17 protein-coding genes are annotated in these 15,941 nt (G+C 70.4%); 13 read left to right on the top strand and 4 right to left on the bottom strand.

What is annotated here, in order from left to right; all coding sequences use genetic code 11:
- Window positions 1-68 precede the first annotated feature (68 nt).
- Complete coding sequence (locus tag ACYVDG_RS24280; RefSeq protein ID WP_460757983.1) at window positions 69-605, bottom strand: GNAT family N-acetyltransferase; 537 nt, start codon at window positions 603-605, stop codon at window positions 69-71.
- A 146-nt stretch (window positions 606-751) separates the two neighbouring features.
- Here ACYVDG_RS24280 and ACYVDG_RS24275 point away from each other — a divergent pair, with 146 nt between their 5' ends.
- Entirely contained in the window at window positions 752-1,186 is a 435-nt protein-coding gene (locus ACYVDG_RS24275; RefSeq protein WP_460757978.1) for a Uma2 family endonuclease, read from the top strand.
- Between the two features lie 114 nt (window positions 1,187-1,300).
- Here ACYVDG_RS24275 and ACYVDG_RS24270 read toward each other — a convergent pair whose 3' ends face one another.
- Window positions 1,301-2,461 (bottom strand): RNA-guided endonuclease InsQ/TnpB family protein, encoded by a 1,161-nt coding sequence (locus tag ACYVDG_RS24270; protein ID WP_460757974.1) that lies wholly within the window; start codon window positions 2,459-2,461, stop codon window positions 1,301-1,303.
- Between the two features lie 180 nt (window positions 2,462-2,641).
- Between ACYVDG_RS24270 and ACYVDG_RS24265 the strand changes: the two genes are divergently transcribed.
- The 9 genes from ACYVDG_RS24265 to ACYVDG_RS24225 all read left to right on the top strand — a co-directional run bounded on the left by ACYVDG_RS24265 (window position 2,642) and on the right by ACYVDG_RS24225 (window position 10,031).
- Window positions 2,642-2,767, top strand: coding sequence for a hypothetical protein (locus ACYVDG_RS24265; protein ID WP_460757971.1), 126 nt, complete (start codon window positions 2,642-2,644; stop codon window positions 2,765-2,767).
- Between the two features lie 58 nt (window positions 2,768-2,825).
- Window positions 2,826-3,731 (top strand): RNA polymerase sigma factor SigJ, encoded by a 906-nt coding sequence (gene sigJ / locus ACYVDG_RS24260; protein WP_460757968.1) that lies wholly within the window; start codon window positions 2,826-2,828, stop codon window positions 3,729-3,731.
- Window positions 3,732-3,736: 5 nt separating this feature from the next.
- A complete protein-coding gene (locus ACYVDG_RS24255) occupies window positions 3,737-4,885 on the top strand; it encodes a phytoene desaturase family protein (RefSeq protein ID WP_460757965.1) in 1,149 nt (382 codons plus the stop codon).
- A 214-nt stretch (window positions 4,886-5,099) separates the two neighbouring features.
- The gene (locus ACYVDG_RS24250; RefSeq protein ID WP_460757961.1) at window positions 5,100-6,239 is read left to right on the top strand and encodes an ABC transporter substrate-binding protein; all 1,140 of its coding nucleotides are present in this window, start codon (window positions 5,100-5,102) and stop codon (window positions 6,237-6,239) included.
- The gene (locus ACYVDG_RS24245) at window positions 6,223-7,353 is read left to right on the top strand and encodes a FecCD family ABC transporter permease (protein ID WP_460757958.1); all 1,131 of its coding nucleotides are present in this window, start codon (window positions 6,223-6,225) and stop codon (window positions 7,351-7,353) included. The genes ACYVDG_RS24250 and ACYVDG_RS24245 overlap by 17 nt, the downstream gene beginning before the upstream one ends.
- On the top strand, window positions 7,346-8,086 hold the full coding sequence (locus tag ACYVDG_RS24240; protein ID WP_460757955.1) for an ABC transporter ATP-binding protein: 741 nt from the start codon (window positions 7,346-7,348) through the stop codon (window positions 8,084-8,086). The genes ACYVDG_RS24245 and ACYVDG_RS24240 overlap by 8 nt, the downstream gene beginning before the upstream one ends.
- The gene (locus tag ACYVDG_RS24235) at window positions 8,083-8,649 is read left to right on the top strand and encodes a hypothetical protein (RefSeq protein ID WP_460757952.1); all 567 of its coding nucleotides are present in this window, start codon (window positions 8,083-8,085) and stop codon (window positions 8,647-8,649) included. The genes ACYVDG_RS24240 and ACYVDG_RS24235 overlap by 4 nt, the downstream gene beginning before the upstream one ends.
- Entirely contained in the window at window positions 8,646-9,320 is a 675-nt protein-coding gene (locus tag ACYVDG_RS24230) for a hypothetical protein (RefSeq protein WP_460757948.1), read from the top strand. The genes ACYVDG_RS24235 and ACYVDG_RS24230 overlap by 4 nt, the downstream gene beginning before the upstream one ends.
- A gap of 360 nt (window positions 9,321-9,680) precedes the next feature.
- The gene (locus tag ACYVDG_RS24225) at window positions 9,681-10,031 is read left to right on the top strand and encodes a Uma2 family endonuclease (protein ID WP_460758059.1); all 351 of its coding nucleotides are present in this window, start codon (window positions 9,681-9,683) and stop codon (window positions 10,029-10,031) included.
- Between the two features lie 14 nt (window positions 10,032-10,045).
- Here ACYVDG_RS24225 and ACYVDG_RS24220 read toward each other — a convergent pair whose 3' ends face one another.
- Both ACYVDG_RS24220 and ACYVDG_RS24215 read right to left on the bottom strand, forming a co-directional pair.
- Window positions 10,046-10,729, bottom strand: coding sequence for a response regulator (locus ACYVDG_RS24220; RefSeq protein WP_460757945.1), 684 nt, complete (start codon window positions 10,727-10,729; stop codon window positions 10,046-10,048).
- Complete coding sequence (locus ACYVDG_RS24215; RefSeq protein ID WP_460757941.1) at window positions 10,726-12,390, bottom strand: ATP-binding protein; 1,665 nt, start codon at window positions 12,388-12,390, stop codon at window positions 10,726-10,728. The genes ACYVDG_RS24220 and ACYVDG_RS24215 overlap by 4 nt, the downstream gene beginning before the upstream one ends.
- Window positions 12,391-12,603: 213 nt before the next feature.
- Between ACYVDG_RS24215 and ACYVDG_RS24210 the strand changes: the two genes are divergently transcribed.
- The 3 genes from ACYVDG_RS24210 to ACYVDG_RS24200 are packed head-to-tail and all read left to right on the top strand — an operon-like array spanning window position 12,604 to window position 15,796.
- On the top strand, window positions 12,604-13,596 hold the full coding sequence (locus ACYVDG_RS24210; RefSeq protein ID WP_460757937.1) for a Bug family tripartite tricarboxylate transporter substrate binding protein: 993 nt from the start codon (window positions 12,604-12,606) through the stop codon (window positions 13,594-13,596).
- Complete coding sequence (locus ACYVDG_RS24205) at window positions 13,593-14,249, top strand: tripartite tricarboxylate transporter TctB family protein (protein WP_460757934.1); 657 nt, start codon at window positions 13,593-13,595, stop codon at window positions 14,247-14,249. The genes ACYVDG_RS24210 and ACYVDG_RS24205 overlap by 4 nt, the downstream gene beginning before the upstream one ends.
- Complete coding sequence (locus ACYVDG_RS24200) at window positions 14,249-15,796, top strand: tripartite tricarboxylate transporter permease (protein WP_460757929.1); 1,548 nt, start codon at window positions 14,249-14,251, stop codon at window positions 15,794-15,796. Before ACYVDG_RS24205 ends, ACYVDG_RS24200 begins: the two co-directional genes overlap by 1 nt.
- Window positions 15,797-15,941: the final 145 nt, after the last annotated feature.

The following is a 15,941-nucleotide window of genomic DNA, read 5'->3' as shown; positions in this document are numbered from 1 at the left end:
CCAGGAAACCGGGTACTCAGCCCTCGGATCCGGGTCCGGTGCCCATGGACCCCGGTCAGCCCCCGTGTTCAGCCGCCGCAGACCCCTTCCGCGACACCGTCCGCCGGATCCGAGACCAGGCGGGCGTGGCTGCCCGTGTCGTAGCGCGAAGTCCCGTACCGGAGCTTGGCCCGCTCGATCCCCTCAGGGCGAAAGCCCGCCCGCTGCCCGGCCACACACGAACCCGGGTTGTTCAGCCGGTGACCCATCTCCACCCGGAACAGGTCCAGCTGGTCGAAGGCGAACTCCGTGGCCAGGCGCGCCCCGCCCGAGGCCACGCCCCGCCCCTGCTCCGCTGGGTGCGTCCAGAAGGAAAGCCAGCCGAGGTCGTGCACGCGGCTGGTCACCGCGAGCTGCACGTGCCCGAGCGCCCTGTCCATCCCGTCCACCACCGCGAACCCGTGGACGTCCTGCTCCTTGGCCAGGACCGCGCGGTACTCGATCCACTCCAGGGCCTCGTCCCGCGTGTGCGGCACATCGGCCTCCTGCCAGGTGAGCTCCTCCCAGGCGTAGGCCGCCAACAGCCGGTCCGCGTCACCCCGGTGCCACTCCCGAAGTCGGTACACCCGAATCCCCTCTCCTCGACACTCCAGGTCGCGCCAACCTAGAACCGCCCAGGACCACAGGCAAGCACTTTTCGAGAACCCACCGGTAACCCGGTGTTAGCTCGGGATGCTGGCTCTCATGCACCTGGGGAGGCAGTATGTCTGTCATGACCACTCGGCGATCGGAAGCATCCGAACGGCCCCTGACCGTCGACGACCTGGCGCGCATCCCGGACGACGGACGGCGGTACGAGCTGGTCGACGGGAGGCTTGACGTGTCCCCCGCACCCTCCCTCATCCATTCGACGGTCGACACACGGCTGACCTACCTGCTGATCAGCCTGTGCCCCCAAGGGTTCCGCCCCTACACGGGGCCGGGCATCAACTTCAAGGCGGACCGAACCCACCACCGCATACCCGACCTCGCGGTGATCCGAACGGACGATGCCTCCACCGCGGGCACCCACCTGAACCGCCCTCCAGTCCTGGCGGTGGAGATCGTGTCGCCTGAGAGCGTGCTGCGCGACGCCAACACCAAACGCGTCGAATACGCGAAGTTCGGTGTCGAGTCATACTGGCTCTTGACTTCCTCCCTCTCCTGAAGCGAGAGGGATTCCGACCAGACCAAGGTCTGGTGGCGCTGTCCGCCTCGCGGCGGCAGCAGGTTCCTGCTTCGCGGACATGGCACCCCAGAGGTCTCCGCAGGCTGGCACGGTTCACCGTAAACGGCTAGTCCATCCGCGCTTCTCGGTGTTCTTGGCCGCGTTCACATCCGCATGATCTGTATGCGCACACGCAGTGCACCGAAAGACCGCTTGGCTCTCGCGGGACTTCGAGTCCACATGGTCGCACTCGAAACAGGTCTGGGACGTGTACGCGGGATCGACCTCCACAATGCTGGTCCCGGTACGGCGGGCCCGGTTCACACAGGCCAGCTTGAACCCGTGCCAGCCCTTGGATAGGATCGCCCGGTTCAACCCCGCCTTCTGCCGCACCCTCTTCCCAGGAGCCTGGGTGGTGCCCTTGGCCGAGCGGGTCATGTCCTTCGTGTTGAGCTTCTCCAACACCACGACGGCGTTCTTGTCACACAGAACGTGCGCGGTCTGGGCGCTGAAGTCGGCGCGCCGGGCCCGCACCCGCCCGGTCACCCGCGACAGGGCCCGCTTGGTCTTGGCCCGATTCGCCGACCCCTTGCGTCGGCGGGCCAGCTGGCGGCGCAGACGCCGCTCCCGCTCGGCCTCTTTCGGAATTTGGAAGGTGCGGTCGAACAGGTCGCCCTGGGAGGTGGCCACCGCCACGGCCACGCCCCGGTCCACCCCCACCGCCGAGTCGGGCACCGCGTGCTCGGCGGGGGTGAGTTCGCCGTCCTCGCAGAGCAGGGACAGGTACCAGTGCGCCCCGTCGCGGCGCACAGTGGCCGAGCGGATGGTGCCCTTGGGGGCTCGGGACCAGCGCAAGCGCACCCACCCGAGTTTGGGCAGCTTGGCCCGCCCCCATTTGCGGCCCAAGCGCTCGATGGTGATGCGGGGCCCGTCAGGGAAGCGGAAGGACGGTTTCCACCGGTGTTTGGGCCGGAAGTTGACGTCGAAGGTGCCGTGCTCGGTGCAGGCCCGTTCCAGGTCCTTGAGGGTCTGCTGCAGGATGTGCGAGGGGGCGGCCTTGAGCCAGGTCTCTTCGGTCTTGGCCTGGGCCAGCTGTGTGGCTTGGAGGTGGTAGCCGCAGTAGGGGGCGGCGTAGCCGCGCTGCCACCGGTCCACGAAGTGGCGGCGCTGGGCCAGGGCGGTGTTCCACACCGCGCGGCAGATGTCGCCGTACTCGGCGCACTGGCGGGCCTGGGCGTCAGTGAGCGCGAGCCGGTACCGGAATCCCGTCAGCACAGCACACACCTCCCCCTCGATCCTGGAGGCGACCGTAGCGGGAGGGTGTGACATTTCTGGGCGGGGGCGGTTATCCCCGCCCTGAAGGACGGGGTCTGCACCGCCAAAAACCAGATCAACCCGATCCAAGGTGAGACAGGCATCAGTGAGATGAGGTTGGAGAACGGTCAGTACAGGGACGTGACCCAGGTCTACGGCGAAGACACCTTCGAGACCGATTTCCCGTTTCCCATCAAGTTCGTGCCGTACTGGCTCGCCGCAGACGGAGAGGCCGACGACGAGTGGAAGAAGTACATCGGGGGCTGATCCGGATCTGCCGCGCAGGCGTGTCACGGACGGGGTTTCGTGATACGTCTTCCCTGACATGACGACAGAGCTCTTCGAGGAGCACCGCTCCCTGCTGAACGGTGTCGCCTACCGGATCCTGGGAACATCGGCCGACGCCGAGGACGTGGTGCAGGAAGCTTGGCTGCGCTGGTCCCGCGTGGACGCGGGCGGGGTCGACGATCCCCGCGCCTACCTGGTCACCGTGGTCTCCCGGCTGGCCATCGACCGGTTGCGCCAGGCCCGTTCCCAGCGCGAGTCCTACGTGGGCGAGTGGCTGCCCGAACCGGTGAGCGGTGAGCCGGACGCCGCCGAGCAGGCCGAGCTCGCCGACTCCGTGGAGTTCGCGCTGATGGTCGTGTTGGAGACCCTCAGCCCGTTGGAGCGGGCCGTCTTCGTCCTCCGCGAGGCCTTCCAGCTCCCCTACGCCGAGATCGCCGAGGCCATCGGCCGTGAGGAGGCCGCCACCAGGCAGCTGGCCCGGCGCGCCAGAGACCACGTCCGGGAGCGCCGCCCGCGGTTCGAGGCCGACCGGGCCAAACGGCGGCGGATCACCGAACGCTTCCTCCAAGCCTGCCTGGAAGGCGACCTCGCCGGGCTCACCGGGATGCTGGCGGCAGACGCCACCCTCGTCGCCGACAGCGGCGGCAAGGCGCGGGCGCCGCTTCGGACCCTGGAAGGCGCGGTCAAGACGGGCCGGTTCCTGGCCGCGGTGTCGAGCCCCCGCAATACCGAGCGGTTCCTCGCGGCCGCCGGCGCGGACCCGTCGGAGGGGTTCCAGGCCGAGGTCACCGAGGTCAACGGAGGGCCAGCGGTATCCCTGACGTCGGGCGGTAACCAGCTGGGCGTCATCCTCCTGGACATCTTCGGGGACCGGGTCCAACACGTGTACCTGGTGGTGAACCCGGACAAGATGTCACGGATGCGCGGGCCCGAACCGTCCTAGGGGGCATGGACATCACCGTTGTGGGCGGTGGCCTCGCCGGACTGACCGCGGCCATCGCCGGCGCCGAACGCGGCGCCGACGTCACCCTGCTGGAATCCCATCAGACCCTCGGCGGGCGGGCCCGCTCGACCGAGCCGCCTTACGTGGCCAATGACGGGCCCCACGTCCTCTACTCCGACGGTGCCGCGTACACCTGGTTGGACCAGCGCGGTCTGATCCCGCCTTCGAGGCGCCTGACCGCGCGGGCCGCCGCCGGGACACGCTGGCGGTACCGGGGCCGGGTCGGCGGCCCTCCTTCCGCCGTGCTCCGGGCGGCCACCCGCCGGGGTCTGCGTGCGCCGCACGGCAGGGACTTCGGCTCGTGGGCGGAGGAGCAGCTGGGGGCGGAGTCCGCCCGCGCGGTCGGCAGCATGATGGGCGTGGTCCTCTTCCACGCCGAGCCCTCGCGGCTGTCGGCCGCCTTCGTCTGGAACCGGTTCCTGCGGGTGACCCGTCCGGGATGGCCCGCGCCCCGGTACCTGCTCGGCGGCTGGTCCTCCCTGGTGGACCACCTGGCCGCGCGGGCCCGGGAGATGGGGGTGCGGATTGAGACGGGCTCCCGTGTACACACCCTTCCTGAGGGGCCGACCATCGTGGCGACGTCCCTGGATTCGGCACGCGCCCTGCTCGATGACGCTTCCCTGACGTGGGAGAGCGGCCACACCCTCATGGTCGATCTGGGTCTGGTGCGTGGCGGACGGGACCCGTTCCTGGTCTTCGACGCCGACGAGTGCGGGTTCGTGGAGCGCTACAGCGTCATCGACCCCTCTCTCGCGCCGACCGGCGAGGACCTGGTGCAGGCCCAGCTCCCGGTCCGCCCCGGAGAATCCCGGGCCGAGGTCACCGCCCGGCTGGAGGCGTTCCTCGACTCAGCGCTGCCCGGGTGGCGGGAGCGGTCGACGTGGCGGCGCGACCAGGTGGCCCGGGGCCGCACCGGCGCTCTGGACCTGCCCGGCACCACCTGGCGGGACCGGCCCGCCATCGATCGCGGCGGGGGCGTCCACCTGGCCGGTGACTCAGTGGCCGCCCCGGGCCTGCTGGGGGAGGTCTCCGTGGTCAGTGCCGTCCGCGCCGCCGAGCTGGCGACGGGACGGGCCGTGGCAGCCGACCCCTGAGTGACACGGGCCCCTGAGTGACACAGGCTCCTTGCGTGACACATGCCACCGGAGTCGGCGGGGCGCGCTGGGCCGGCCCGCCTGGCCCGCACCGGAAAGCCCGCCGCCGTCGGGCTTGACCTCACGTTGCCCAAGGTCAAGTCCGACGGGGGCACGCGTGAGTCGGCACCCCCGCCTTCCCCACGGTGCTTCATTAGGCTAGGCTCACCTAACCATGAAGACCTCCATTCGACGTCCCATGCCCCCGGGCCCCTCCGGGAGCGGCCGCCTGACCGCCACGCTCGCCGCCCTCACCGCGCTGTGCACCGCGGCCGGATGCGCGACCGCCATTCCGGCGGACGAGGACACCTCCGGCGAGACCATCACCGTCACCGACCAGCGCGGACAGACCCTGGAACTCGACGGCCCCGTCGAGCGCGTGGTCACGGTACCCATGCCCGCCGCATCCCTGATGCTCGCCGTGGACGGTGGCCCCGACCGCCTGGCCGGCATGAACGAGTCGTCCCAGCAGGCACTCTCCGAAGGCATCCTCGGCGAGTTCTTCCCGGAGGCACAGGAGATCCCCTCCGACGTCGCCGGCACCGACTTCGTCCCCAACGTCGAGAGCACCCTGGCCCTCGATCCGGACGTCGTGGTCCAGTGGGGCGACCAGGGTGAACAGCTCACCGGCCCCCTGGAGGACGCGGGTGTCCCCGTCCTCGGCCTCACCTACGGCGCCCAGGAAGACTTGGAGGAGTGGATCGAGATCTTCGGTGTCCTCCTCGGACAGGAGGAGCGGGCCGAGCAGATCATCGGGAACTACCACGAGCACCTCGAGACGATCGAGGCGGCGGTGGCCGACACCGAGGACACACCGAGTGTGCTGTACCTCAACCAGGCCAGCGACGGCTACACCACCAACGGTGCCGGGACCTACCAGGACTACGTCATCGACCTCGTGGGCGCGGAGAACCCCGCCGCCGAGCTCTCCGGCAGCACCGTCGAGGTCGGCATCGAGCAGATCCTGGAGTGGGACCCCGACATCGTCCTGCTCAGCCATTTCGACACCGTCGTCCCGGCCGACATCCACGCCGACCCCCTGTGGGAGGACGTGGCCGCCGTCCAGAACGACAGCGTCTACCGCATCCCCTTGGGCGGCTACCGCTGGGACCCGCCCAACCAGGAGTCACACCTGATGTGGCACTGGCTGGCCCGGGTCGTGCACCCGGAGTCGGACCTGGAGCCGCTGCGGCCCGAGATCTCCTCCACGTACGAGTTCCTGTACGGCCAGGCCCCCACGGACGAGCAGACCGACGAGATCCTCCGCACCGACGAGAACGCGGATTCGGCTGGCTACGATGTCTTCTCCGACTGAGGCCGACACCCGCAACACCTCCCGGGGCGCGGGCCCGTCCGCCCCCGGAACCGCTATCACCCCCATCGACGACCCCGTCCTTCCCGGAACACGCAGGAACACGCTGGTCCTCACCGGGCTCGTGGCACTCACCCTGGCCGCCACGGTCCTGTGCCTGGCGGTGGGCCGCTACACACTCGACGTGGTGCACGTCTCCGGGATCCTCCTGGCCCAGGTCCCCGGCCTGGGCGACCTCCTCCAGAGCCCTTGGACCGACTCCGACGAGCGCGTCGTCCTGATGGTCCGAGGGCCGCGGGTGGCCTCGGCCCTGCTCGTCGGGGCGTGCCTCGCCGTGTGCGGCGCGGCGATGCAGGCCGCCTTCCGCAACCCGCTGGTCAACCCGCAGATCCTGGGCGTCTCCTCGGGCGCTTCCTTCGGCGGCGTCCTGGCCATCGCCCTGGGCTGGACCGCGGTGGGGCTGGTCTCCTCGGCGCTGGCCGGAGGGCTCGCGGTCCTGCTCCTGGTGTGGGCGCTGTCGCGCCGACAGGGCGGCGGCGCGTTGACCGTGGTCCTCGCCGGCGTGATCATCGGCGCGTTCTTCTCGGCGCTCGTCTCGATCGTCACCTACCTCGCCGACCCCTACGACACCCTGCCCAGCATCGTCTTCTGGCTCATGGGCTCCCTCGCCACGTCCACCTGGCCGACGGTGGCCGTCGTCGCGTCCACCACCGCGGCCGGGATGCTCGTGGTGCTGCCCCTGAGGTGGCGCCTGAACATCCTCACCCTCAGCGACGAGGAGGGGCGCGGCCTCGGCGTCCCCGTCGCCACCCTGCGCTGGACCGTACTCGGCGCCACCGCCCTCATGGTCGCGGGCGCTGTGTCGGTGTCCGGGGTGGTCGGCTGGATCGGCCTGGTCATCCCGCACGCCGCGCGCCTGCTCGTCGGCCCCGACCACCGGGTCCTCGTCCCCGCGAGCGCCCTGCTCGGCGGCGTGTACCTGCTGGTCATCGACACGCTGGCGCGGACCGCCACCGCGGGCGAGATCCCCCTCGGCGCACTCACGGCGCTCATCGGAGCGCCAGTGTTCTTCCTCCTCCTGCACACGAACCGATCAAGGGTGTGGACCGGTGATTGAGACGCACGGGCTCGGGTTCCGCTACCCGGGCGGCGCATGGCTGTTCCGCGGGCTCGACCTGACCGTCCCCTCGGGCGCGGTCACCTGCGTCATGGGGCCCAACGGGCGCGGCAAAACCACCCTGATGCGCTGCCTGCTGGGGCTGGCCCGCCCCACGGAGGGCAGCGTCAGTCGGGATGAGCCTGCGGCACACGTTCCGCAGGCGTCCCCGCCCACCTTCGCCTTCTCCGTTCTGGACGTGGTGCTCATGGGGCGGGCCCGGTCGATCGGGACCTTCTCCCGTCCGCGGGCGGCCGATGTCCGCGCCGCGCGCACCGCGCTCCACCGGGTCGGCACGCAGCACCTTGCGGAACGGCCCTTCACAGAACTGTCCGGCGGGCAGCGCCAGCTCGTGCTGGTGGCCCGCGCGCTGTGCTCGGGGCACCGAACGCTCATGCTGGACGAGCCCGCCTCCGCGCTGGACGTCCGCAACCAGGGCGCCCTCCTGCGGGTCTCCAAGGAACTGGCTGGCGAGGGGTACGCGGTACTGATGAACACCCACCACCCCGACCACGCCGCCTGGGTCGCCGACCGGGCCGTCCTCATGCACGCCGACCGCGTGGAGACAGGCACCGCCGCCGACCTCATCACCGGCGCCCAGCTCTCCGAACTGTTCGATCTGCCGGTCAGCACCCACGTCATCACGGAAGGAACGCGCGAACGGGTCCTCGTCGCGCCCCATTACGGCTCATGATCACCCTGCTCACCGCGGGTCCGCCCGCCTTCACCGCCGATGGCGTCCAGCCCTTGAACCTCTACTCGGTCAGCGCCCTCCCCGAGGACTGTCGTCTACTGCTGGTCGGCATGCACGCCGACCAGGTCCACTTGGAACGCCACCGAGGGCTGATCGACGGCTTCCTCGCCCGCCGCGGCACGCTCGTCCTGGGCGGACACCTCGTGCGCCCAATCTTCACGGGCGCACCCCGCTGGCGGCGGGCGGCCGGTACCGCCCAGACCGAGCTCGCGGTCACCGCCGTCACGCCGCACCCGGTCTGGGACGGGGTCGACGTGCGCGACCTCTCCTCTCGGATGGGTGTGTCTGGGTTCTACGGGCGCGGCGGCTATCCGGACCTGCCGAGCGACGCGACCGTCATCAACCGGGTCCAAGACCTGCCCGTGGACGCGGAACTGCGCGCGGGCGGGGGCCGTGTCCTGCTGCACGGCGGCAACGACCTGTGGACCTACCGCGCCGAGGGCAACAGCGCCGAGCGCATCCTGCCGCAGCTGCTGCGGTGGGGAACGGAGGAGTGGACGTGACGGACCGGATCGCCTTCCTGCACGACGGCGCCTTCTACCAACTCGCCACCCTCGAGGACCTCGAAGCGGCCGGGTACGGCGTGCGTCCGGTGTACCTGCGCGACCTGGCCGACGGTCGCGACACCCTGGCCGGGGTGACCCGCCTCCTCGTGGCGGACCGGCTGCACCCCGACCTGTGGGCACGGGTGGCCGAGTCGTGCCTGGACGTCGCCGGTCGCGGCGGCACCGTGTTCGTGTCCGGGGAGAACGCCCTGGACGCGGTGCCGGGCACGGTGCTCACCCGCACCGGAACCAACTTCTGGTGGTGGCGTACCGGGGAGGACCCGGGCATCGACATCCGGGAGACCGCCGAACCGCTCCAGCGCCACCTAGCGCCACGCGCCCAGCGGTGGCACTTCCACGGGGTGTTGGACGTCCCCGAACAGGCGGAGGTCCTCGTCCACCACCGCGACACCGGGCCGGGGTGGCCCGCTGGAGCGCTGCTGGCGGTCGACCGGCACAGCACGCCCGGGGTCGTCGCCGTGACCACCATGGACCCGGTGTACCACCACGGCAGCCGCTTCATGCCGGGCGCGACACTGCTCCTGCACGGCGTGGTCCGATGGCTGCTCGGCCTGGCGCCCGAGCCCGGAACACCCCTGCTCCAAGCGGACGGGCCCCGGGAACCGTAGTCCTGCCGCGCAGGCGGGGCCGACCGGGTCCACCCCTGTGGAAACTCACCGGTAACTTAGGGTGACGCACAATACTGGTCTTCATGCACCTGAGGAGGCAGTATGGCTGTCATGACTACCGGGCCGGGCCCCCGGACGTACCCCGGACGACGGCTGACCGTGGACGACCTGGAGAACACCCCGGACGGGGCGGCGACACGAGCTTGCCGACGGGAGGCTTGACGCGTCTCCCGCGCCTTCGTCCAAACACTTCCGAGCGACCAACCGCCTGTCTTTCCACCTCAGTCTGATCTGTAACGGTGAGTTCGAGATCGGGAGGGGCCCGGAGTCAACCTCAACGCCGAACGAACCAGCCATCGCATCCCCGACCTGGCGGTCTTCGACTGTGGCATCCCGGAAGAGAAGTACTTCGACATCCCACCCCTGCTTGCAGTGGAGCTCGTCTCGCCCGAGGGCGTGTTCCGGGACAACCACATCAAGCGCCAGGAGTACGCGGCTTTCGGCATCCCTTCGTACTGGATCAACCCCCTGGCCGACAAGATCGGTCTGCTGGAATTGCGACTGTTCGATGGCCGGCACCAGGTGGTCACACGGGTTTACGGAGAGGAGATCTTCGAAACCGACCTGCTCTTCCCCATCAACCTTGTCGCACACTGGCTGCTCGCGAGCGGCCCATGGATGAAGAACATCGGTGACCCAGCTGGGAACTGAATCCGCAGGTTGTCTCAGGCGACCCAGCGGTAGAGGTGTTCGGGGCGGCCCGCGGAGCCGTACCGCATGCGCAGTTCGGCGCGGCCGTCGGCACAGAGGTGCTCCAGGTAGCGGCGGGCGGTGACCCTGGAGACCCCGGAGCGTTCGGCGACATCGGAGGCTGACACCTCGCCTTCGGCATCCCGGAGGACCCCCGCGACCAGGTCGACCGTGGCCGAGGCCAAGCCCTTGGGCAGCGATCGGGCGGCGGGCGGACGCAGCAGCCCGAACAGCTTGTCCACCTCGTGCTGGGTGGCCTCCCGTTCCCCCTCCATCTGGCGGCGGGCCACGGCGTACCTTTCGAGCTGGTCGCGCAGCGCACTCAGCGGAAACGGCTTGAGGAGGTAATGGACGGCACCGCCGTGCAGCGCGGAACGGACCTGGGCGAGGTCGCGGACGGCCGTGATCATCAAGAAGTCGGGTTGGGGTGTGCCCTGTTCCGGGGCCGACCGCAGGGTGCGCATGACCGAGATCCCCGAAGCGTCGGGTAGGTGCAGGTCCAGCAGCACGAGATCGGGCCGGTGCCCGCGCACCTGGGTGAGGGCCGCGGCCGCGGTGTGCGCGACGCCGACCACGGTGAACTCGGGTACGGACTCCACGAGCTCCTGGTGGTTGCGTGCCACCCGGACGTCGTCGTCGACGACCAGCACGCGGATCACCGGGACACCCCCGTCGTCGCCGCGACGGGCAGGCAGGCGGTGAACACCGTGCCCTCCTCTGCGTCGGGTGCCTCCATCTCGATGCTTCCCCCTCTGCTCTCACAGGCCTGCTTGACCAGGGCCAGGCCCAGACCCCGGGTGCCCCCGTCACGGGACGCCTTGGTGGTGAAGCCGTAGCGGAAGATCTCCTCAGCCACCTCGTCCGACACCCCGTGCCCTGAATCGGTCACCCGGACCTCCAGCAGGTCGTGCGGCAGGTCCGTGTCGGCCGCGGAGTGCAGGCGCACCAACAGCTCCACCCAACCGTTCGGGGTGGCGGCGTCCAAGGCATTGTCCACCAGGTTCCCGAGAAGGAGCAGCGCGTCTGACCGCAGGTCCCCCGGGAGAACCACGGGAACGCTGGTCACCGGGGACAGGCGCAGATCCACACCGAGTTCGGAGGCCTGGGCGGACTTGGCCAGGACAAGCGCGGCGAGGGCAGGGTCCTGGACGTACTCGGCCACCCCGACCGAGGTCCGGGTGTGCGTGGCGGACAGGTCGGCCAGGTAGGCCCTGGCCTCCTCGTGGGCGCCCAGCTCCAGCATCCCTGCAGCAGTGTGCACCCGGTTGGCGAACTCGTGGGTCTGCGCGCGCAGGCCCCGGGTGACGGTGCGCGCACCGTCGAGTTCGCCAGTGAGCCGATCGACCTCGGTGCGGTCCCGGAGGGTCACCACGGCCCCGGCCGCCTCGCCGCGGATCCGTACCGGCATCCGGTTGGCGACCAGGACGCGGTTGCCGGAGAGCAGGATGCGGTCGTCGCCGGGGTCGGTGCCGGAGACGATGTCCCGAACCCTCTCCGACAGGTCGAGCTCCTCCAGGCGGCGGCCCTCCGCGTCCTCGGCCAGGCCGAGCATGGTGCGGGCCGGCGGATTGACCAGGACGACCCTGTCGCCGCTGTCGACCGCGAGCACCCCCTCGCGCACGGCGTGCAGCAGGGCCTCCCGGCTCTCCAGCAGAGCGGTGATGTCGGCCGGTTCCAGACCGTGGGTCTTGTTGCGGACCTGCCGGGAGAGAGCCCATGCCCCGGCCACGCCCAGGGAGAGGACCAAGGTGGTGGCGGCGAGGATCGCCGGGATCGCGGCGCGGGCTTCGGTGGCGGCGCTGGAGTCCAGGATGCCGAGGGACACGTAGCCCACGACCTCGCCCTCGGCGTCGCCCCCGTGTACCGAGCCTCCGTCGGCGAAGACCGGGATCTTGGCGCGCACCGTCCGGCCCTGGGTTCCGTCCTCCACGCCCGTCCACTCGGATCCCTCCACCACGGGACCGGGCGGGGTGGACACGGGCTGGCCGATGAGTTCCTTGTCAGGGTGGCTGTGCCGTACTCCGTCCCGCGAAGCGATGACCAGGAAGTCCACCCCCGTGGACGCGGCGACGCGATCGGCCAGCGGGTCGAGCTCGGCGGCCGGGTCCGGGCTCTGGAGCCCGTCTGCGACCTCGGGCAGCACGGCGACCGCCCGGGCGACGGTGAGCACCCGTTCGGAGTACTGCCGGTCGGTCTCCCGGTCCAGGTGGAGTGCCCAGAGCACGCCGAGGACCGTGAGGGCGACCGCGAGGAGGCAGACGTAACCGATGAACAGCGAACCGGTGAGTGAGAGGCGCCCGCGCGCGAGGCGTGAGGTCATAGTGAGCTCCAGTGGCCGGGGGTGGGCCATTGAACGCGCAGGTGGGGGCTGCGCGGTCAGGTTCCACGGACAGGCTTCACGAACAATACGACCAATATGACTCCAGATTTAACAAAACCCTCACCCGCCCGTGCGGCGGGTCACACTGTGGCCTGGATCTCCCCCGTGTCTGCGCACCGGGGGCGTGCACGGACATTCGGGAAGGAGAGGACGATGCGCGATCGTGGCGTGTTGCTCCGCTTGGTGGGAGGGCTGTGTGCCCTCCTCCTGGTCGGGGTGGCACTGTACGACGTACGCGAAAGTGCCGCGTCCGGCAACGGTGCTCAGGAGAAGCTCCTGCTCATCGCACCGGCCGGGCCCGGTGGCGGATGGGACACGCTGGCCCGCGAGATGCAGAACGGGCTGCGGGAGGAGGACCTCCGTTTCAACGTCGAGGTCCGCAACGCCGACGGCGCGGGCGGCACCATCGGTCTGGCCCAGACCGTGAGCCGCGAGGGGCAGGACAGCGTCCTGACCATGACCGGACTCGGCATGGTGGGGGCGGTGGAGACCACCGGTTCGCTCCACACGATGGAAGACGTGACCCCCATCGCCCAGATGGCGTCGGAGTACATGGCCGTGGTCGTGCCGGAGGACTCCCCCTACGAGACCATCGACGACCTCGCCGAGGACTGGCGGGAGCGCCCCGGCGACCTGCCGGTCGCGGGCGGTTCCATGGGCGGAGTCGACCAGATCTTCGCCGCCCAGGCCGCCGAGTCCATGGACGTCTCCTCCGGCGAGATCAACTACCTCCCCTACTCGGGCGGTGGCGAGACCCTGACCTCGCTGCTCTCCGGGACGTCGGAGGTCGGGTTCGGAACCCTGGGCGACTTCAGCGACCAGGTCGAGGACGACGGCCCGCTGCGTGCCCTCGCCGTCTCCTCGCCCGAGCGGCTGGACGGTGTGGACGTCCCCACCTTTGCCGAGCTCGGCTACGACCTGGAGATGTCCAACTGGCGCGGGGTCATCGCCCCGCCCGGCCTGAGCGGCGAGGACGCGGACGAGCTGGAAGTTCTGGTCCGCGAACTCCTGGCCACCGATGCCTGGGCCGACACCCTGGAACGCAACCGGTGGACCGAGACCTACCAGGGCCGGGACGAATTCGGGGAGTTCCTCGACGAGGAGGTCGCCCTGACCCGGGAGACCGTGAAGGAGCTGGGACTGTGAGGACCCCGCCGGAAGAGCAGACGACGCTACCCGCTGAGACCTCCGGTCCCGCCGCGGCACCGGAGCATCCGGCGAGCCCTGAGCCCGCCACGGCGCCGGAGGACACCGCGGGGGCCGCGGAGGACACCGCGCACCCCGACGGCGCCGAGGTGGACGGGGGCCGGGCACCTGATCCGGAGACCGCCGCCTGGAGCGGCCCCAGCGCGTGGGTCATCCCCGGGTTGGCCGCCGTACTCGGTCTCCTCGGTATGTGGGGCGGCCTCACCGTCGAGGTCCCGCCGGACGCCACCCGGCCCGGACCCGGCGCCTTTCCCGTCGCGGTGGGGGTACTGCTGCTGATCACCGCCGCGTGCATGGCCGTGGCCAACCTGCGCGCGCGGGGCACCGGAAGCGGCTCCCCGCTGGCCTGGTTCGAGACGCGCCCGACACTGACCGTCCTGGCCGGGCTGGTGGTGCACACCGCGCTGCTCGAACCGCTGGGCTGGCTGTTCGCCGGCGCCCTCCTGTTCTGGATCGTGGCCTACGCCTTCGGTGCCCGCGCCTACCTGCGCGACGCGATCGTGGCGCTGTCGATGTCCGCGGCGGTCCAGGTCGGATTCTCACTCGGCCTCGGTCTCAGCCTGCCGGGCGGAATCCTGGAGCTGATGCCCTGATGGACACCCTGATCAACCTCATGGACGGGTTGGCCGCCGCGCTGACCCCCCAGAACCTCGTCTGGGCCTTCCTCGGCGTACTCCTCGGCACCGCCGTGGGCGTCCTGCCGGGCATGGGCTCGGCCATGGCGGTGGCACTGCTGCTGCCCGTCACCTTCCGCCTCGACCCCACAAGCGCGTTCATCCTGTTCGCCGGTGTGTACTACGGCGGCATGTTCGGTGGCGCCACGACATCGATCCTCCTCAACACCCCGGGACAGGCGTCGTCGATCGCCACCACCTACGAGGGCCACAAGATGGCGCTCAAGGGCAGGGCCGCCCAGGCCTTGGGCACCGCGGTGATCGGTTCGTTCGTGGCGAGCATCATCGGCACGCTCGTCGTGGCTCTGTTCGCCCCGGTCATGGTGGAGTTCGCGCTCAACTTCGGTCCCGGCGAGTACTTCGCGCTGACCGTGTTCTCGTTCGTCGCCGTGGCCGCCGTGGTGTCCGGTTCGGTCCTGCGCGGCATCGCCTCGCTGCTCATCGGACTGGCCATCGGCATGATCGGGATCGACGGCCAGAGCGGGGCCGCCCGGTTCGACTTCGGTTCGTCCAGCATGCTGGACGGCATCGACATCGTGATCGTCACCGTGGGTCTGCTGGCCCTGGGCGAGGTTCTCTACGTGGCCGCGCGCGGGAAGTCCGCGGCCGACTTCTCCGCGATCCGTACCGGCCGACCGTGGCTGGGCCGCAAGGACCTGCGGCGTTCCTGGAAGCCGTGGCTGCGCGGCACCGCCCTGGGCAGCGCCTTCGGGCCGATCCCCGGCAGCGGGGCCGAGATCCCGACCTTCCTCTCCCTGGGCCTTGAGCGCAGGCTCGCTCAGCGCCGGGCACGGAAATCGGGCGAGCGGAACGAGTTCGGCACCGGCGCGATCGAGGGCGTGGCCGGCCCTGAATCTGCCAACAACTCCAGCGCCGCGGGCACGATGGTCCCGCTGCTGGGGCTCGGTCTGCCCACATCGGCGACGGCCGCGATCATGCTCGCCGCCTTCCAGCAGTACGGTCTCCAACCGGGCCCCGTGCTGTTCGAGCGCAACTCCGACCTGGTGTGGACCCTGCTGGCCTCGCTGCTGATCGGCAGCGTCCTGCTGCTGGTGATCAACCTGCCGTTCGCCCCGCTGTGGGCCAAGCTGCTGAAGCTTCCCAAGCCGTACCTGTACGCGGGTATTTCGCTGTTCTCGGTGCTGGCGGTGTACGCCATCAACACCTCGGTGGCGCACCTGGTGATGCTGCTGGCCATCGCCGTGCTGGGGCTGGGGATGCGGACCTTCGGGGTCCCGGTCGCCCCCGCGCTGATCGGTGTGGTCCTGGGGCCGATCGCGGAGACCGAGTTCCGCCGTGCGCTGGCCGCCTCTTCCGGGGACCCGGCAATCCTGGTGGACAGCGGCATCTCCGTCACTCTGTACGCCCTGGTCCTGCTGGCGGCCCTGATCCCGCTGGTGGCCCGGATGCGCCGCCGCCGTGCGGCGCGGGTGGTCGACCTGAAGGACCCCGTGAGCCGGGTCTGACCGGTTCGGTCGCCTGCGGCCCCGGCGCCCTTGAGTTCTAGTGGTCGTTGCAACACCCCACTCGACGGGGTGCGATGGACGACTTCGAGGTCCGCCGGGGCCGTTCCCGTGTCCGTAGGGCACCGGCGCCGCACCGAGAACCGAC

The sequence above is a fragment of the Nocardiopsis oceani genome (genome assembly GCF_054777395.1).
Note: the sequence above shows the minus strand (reverse complement) of the source record. Positions and strands in the feature narration are given on the sequence as shown.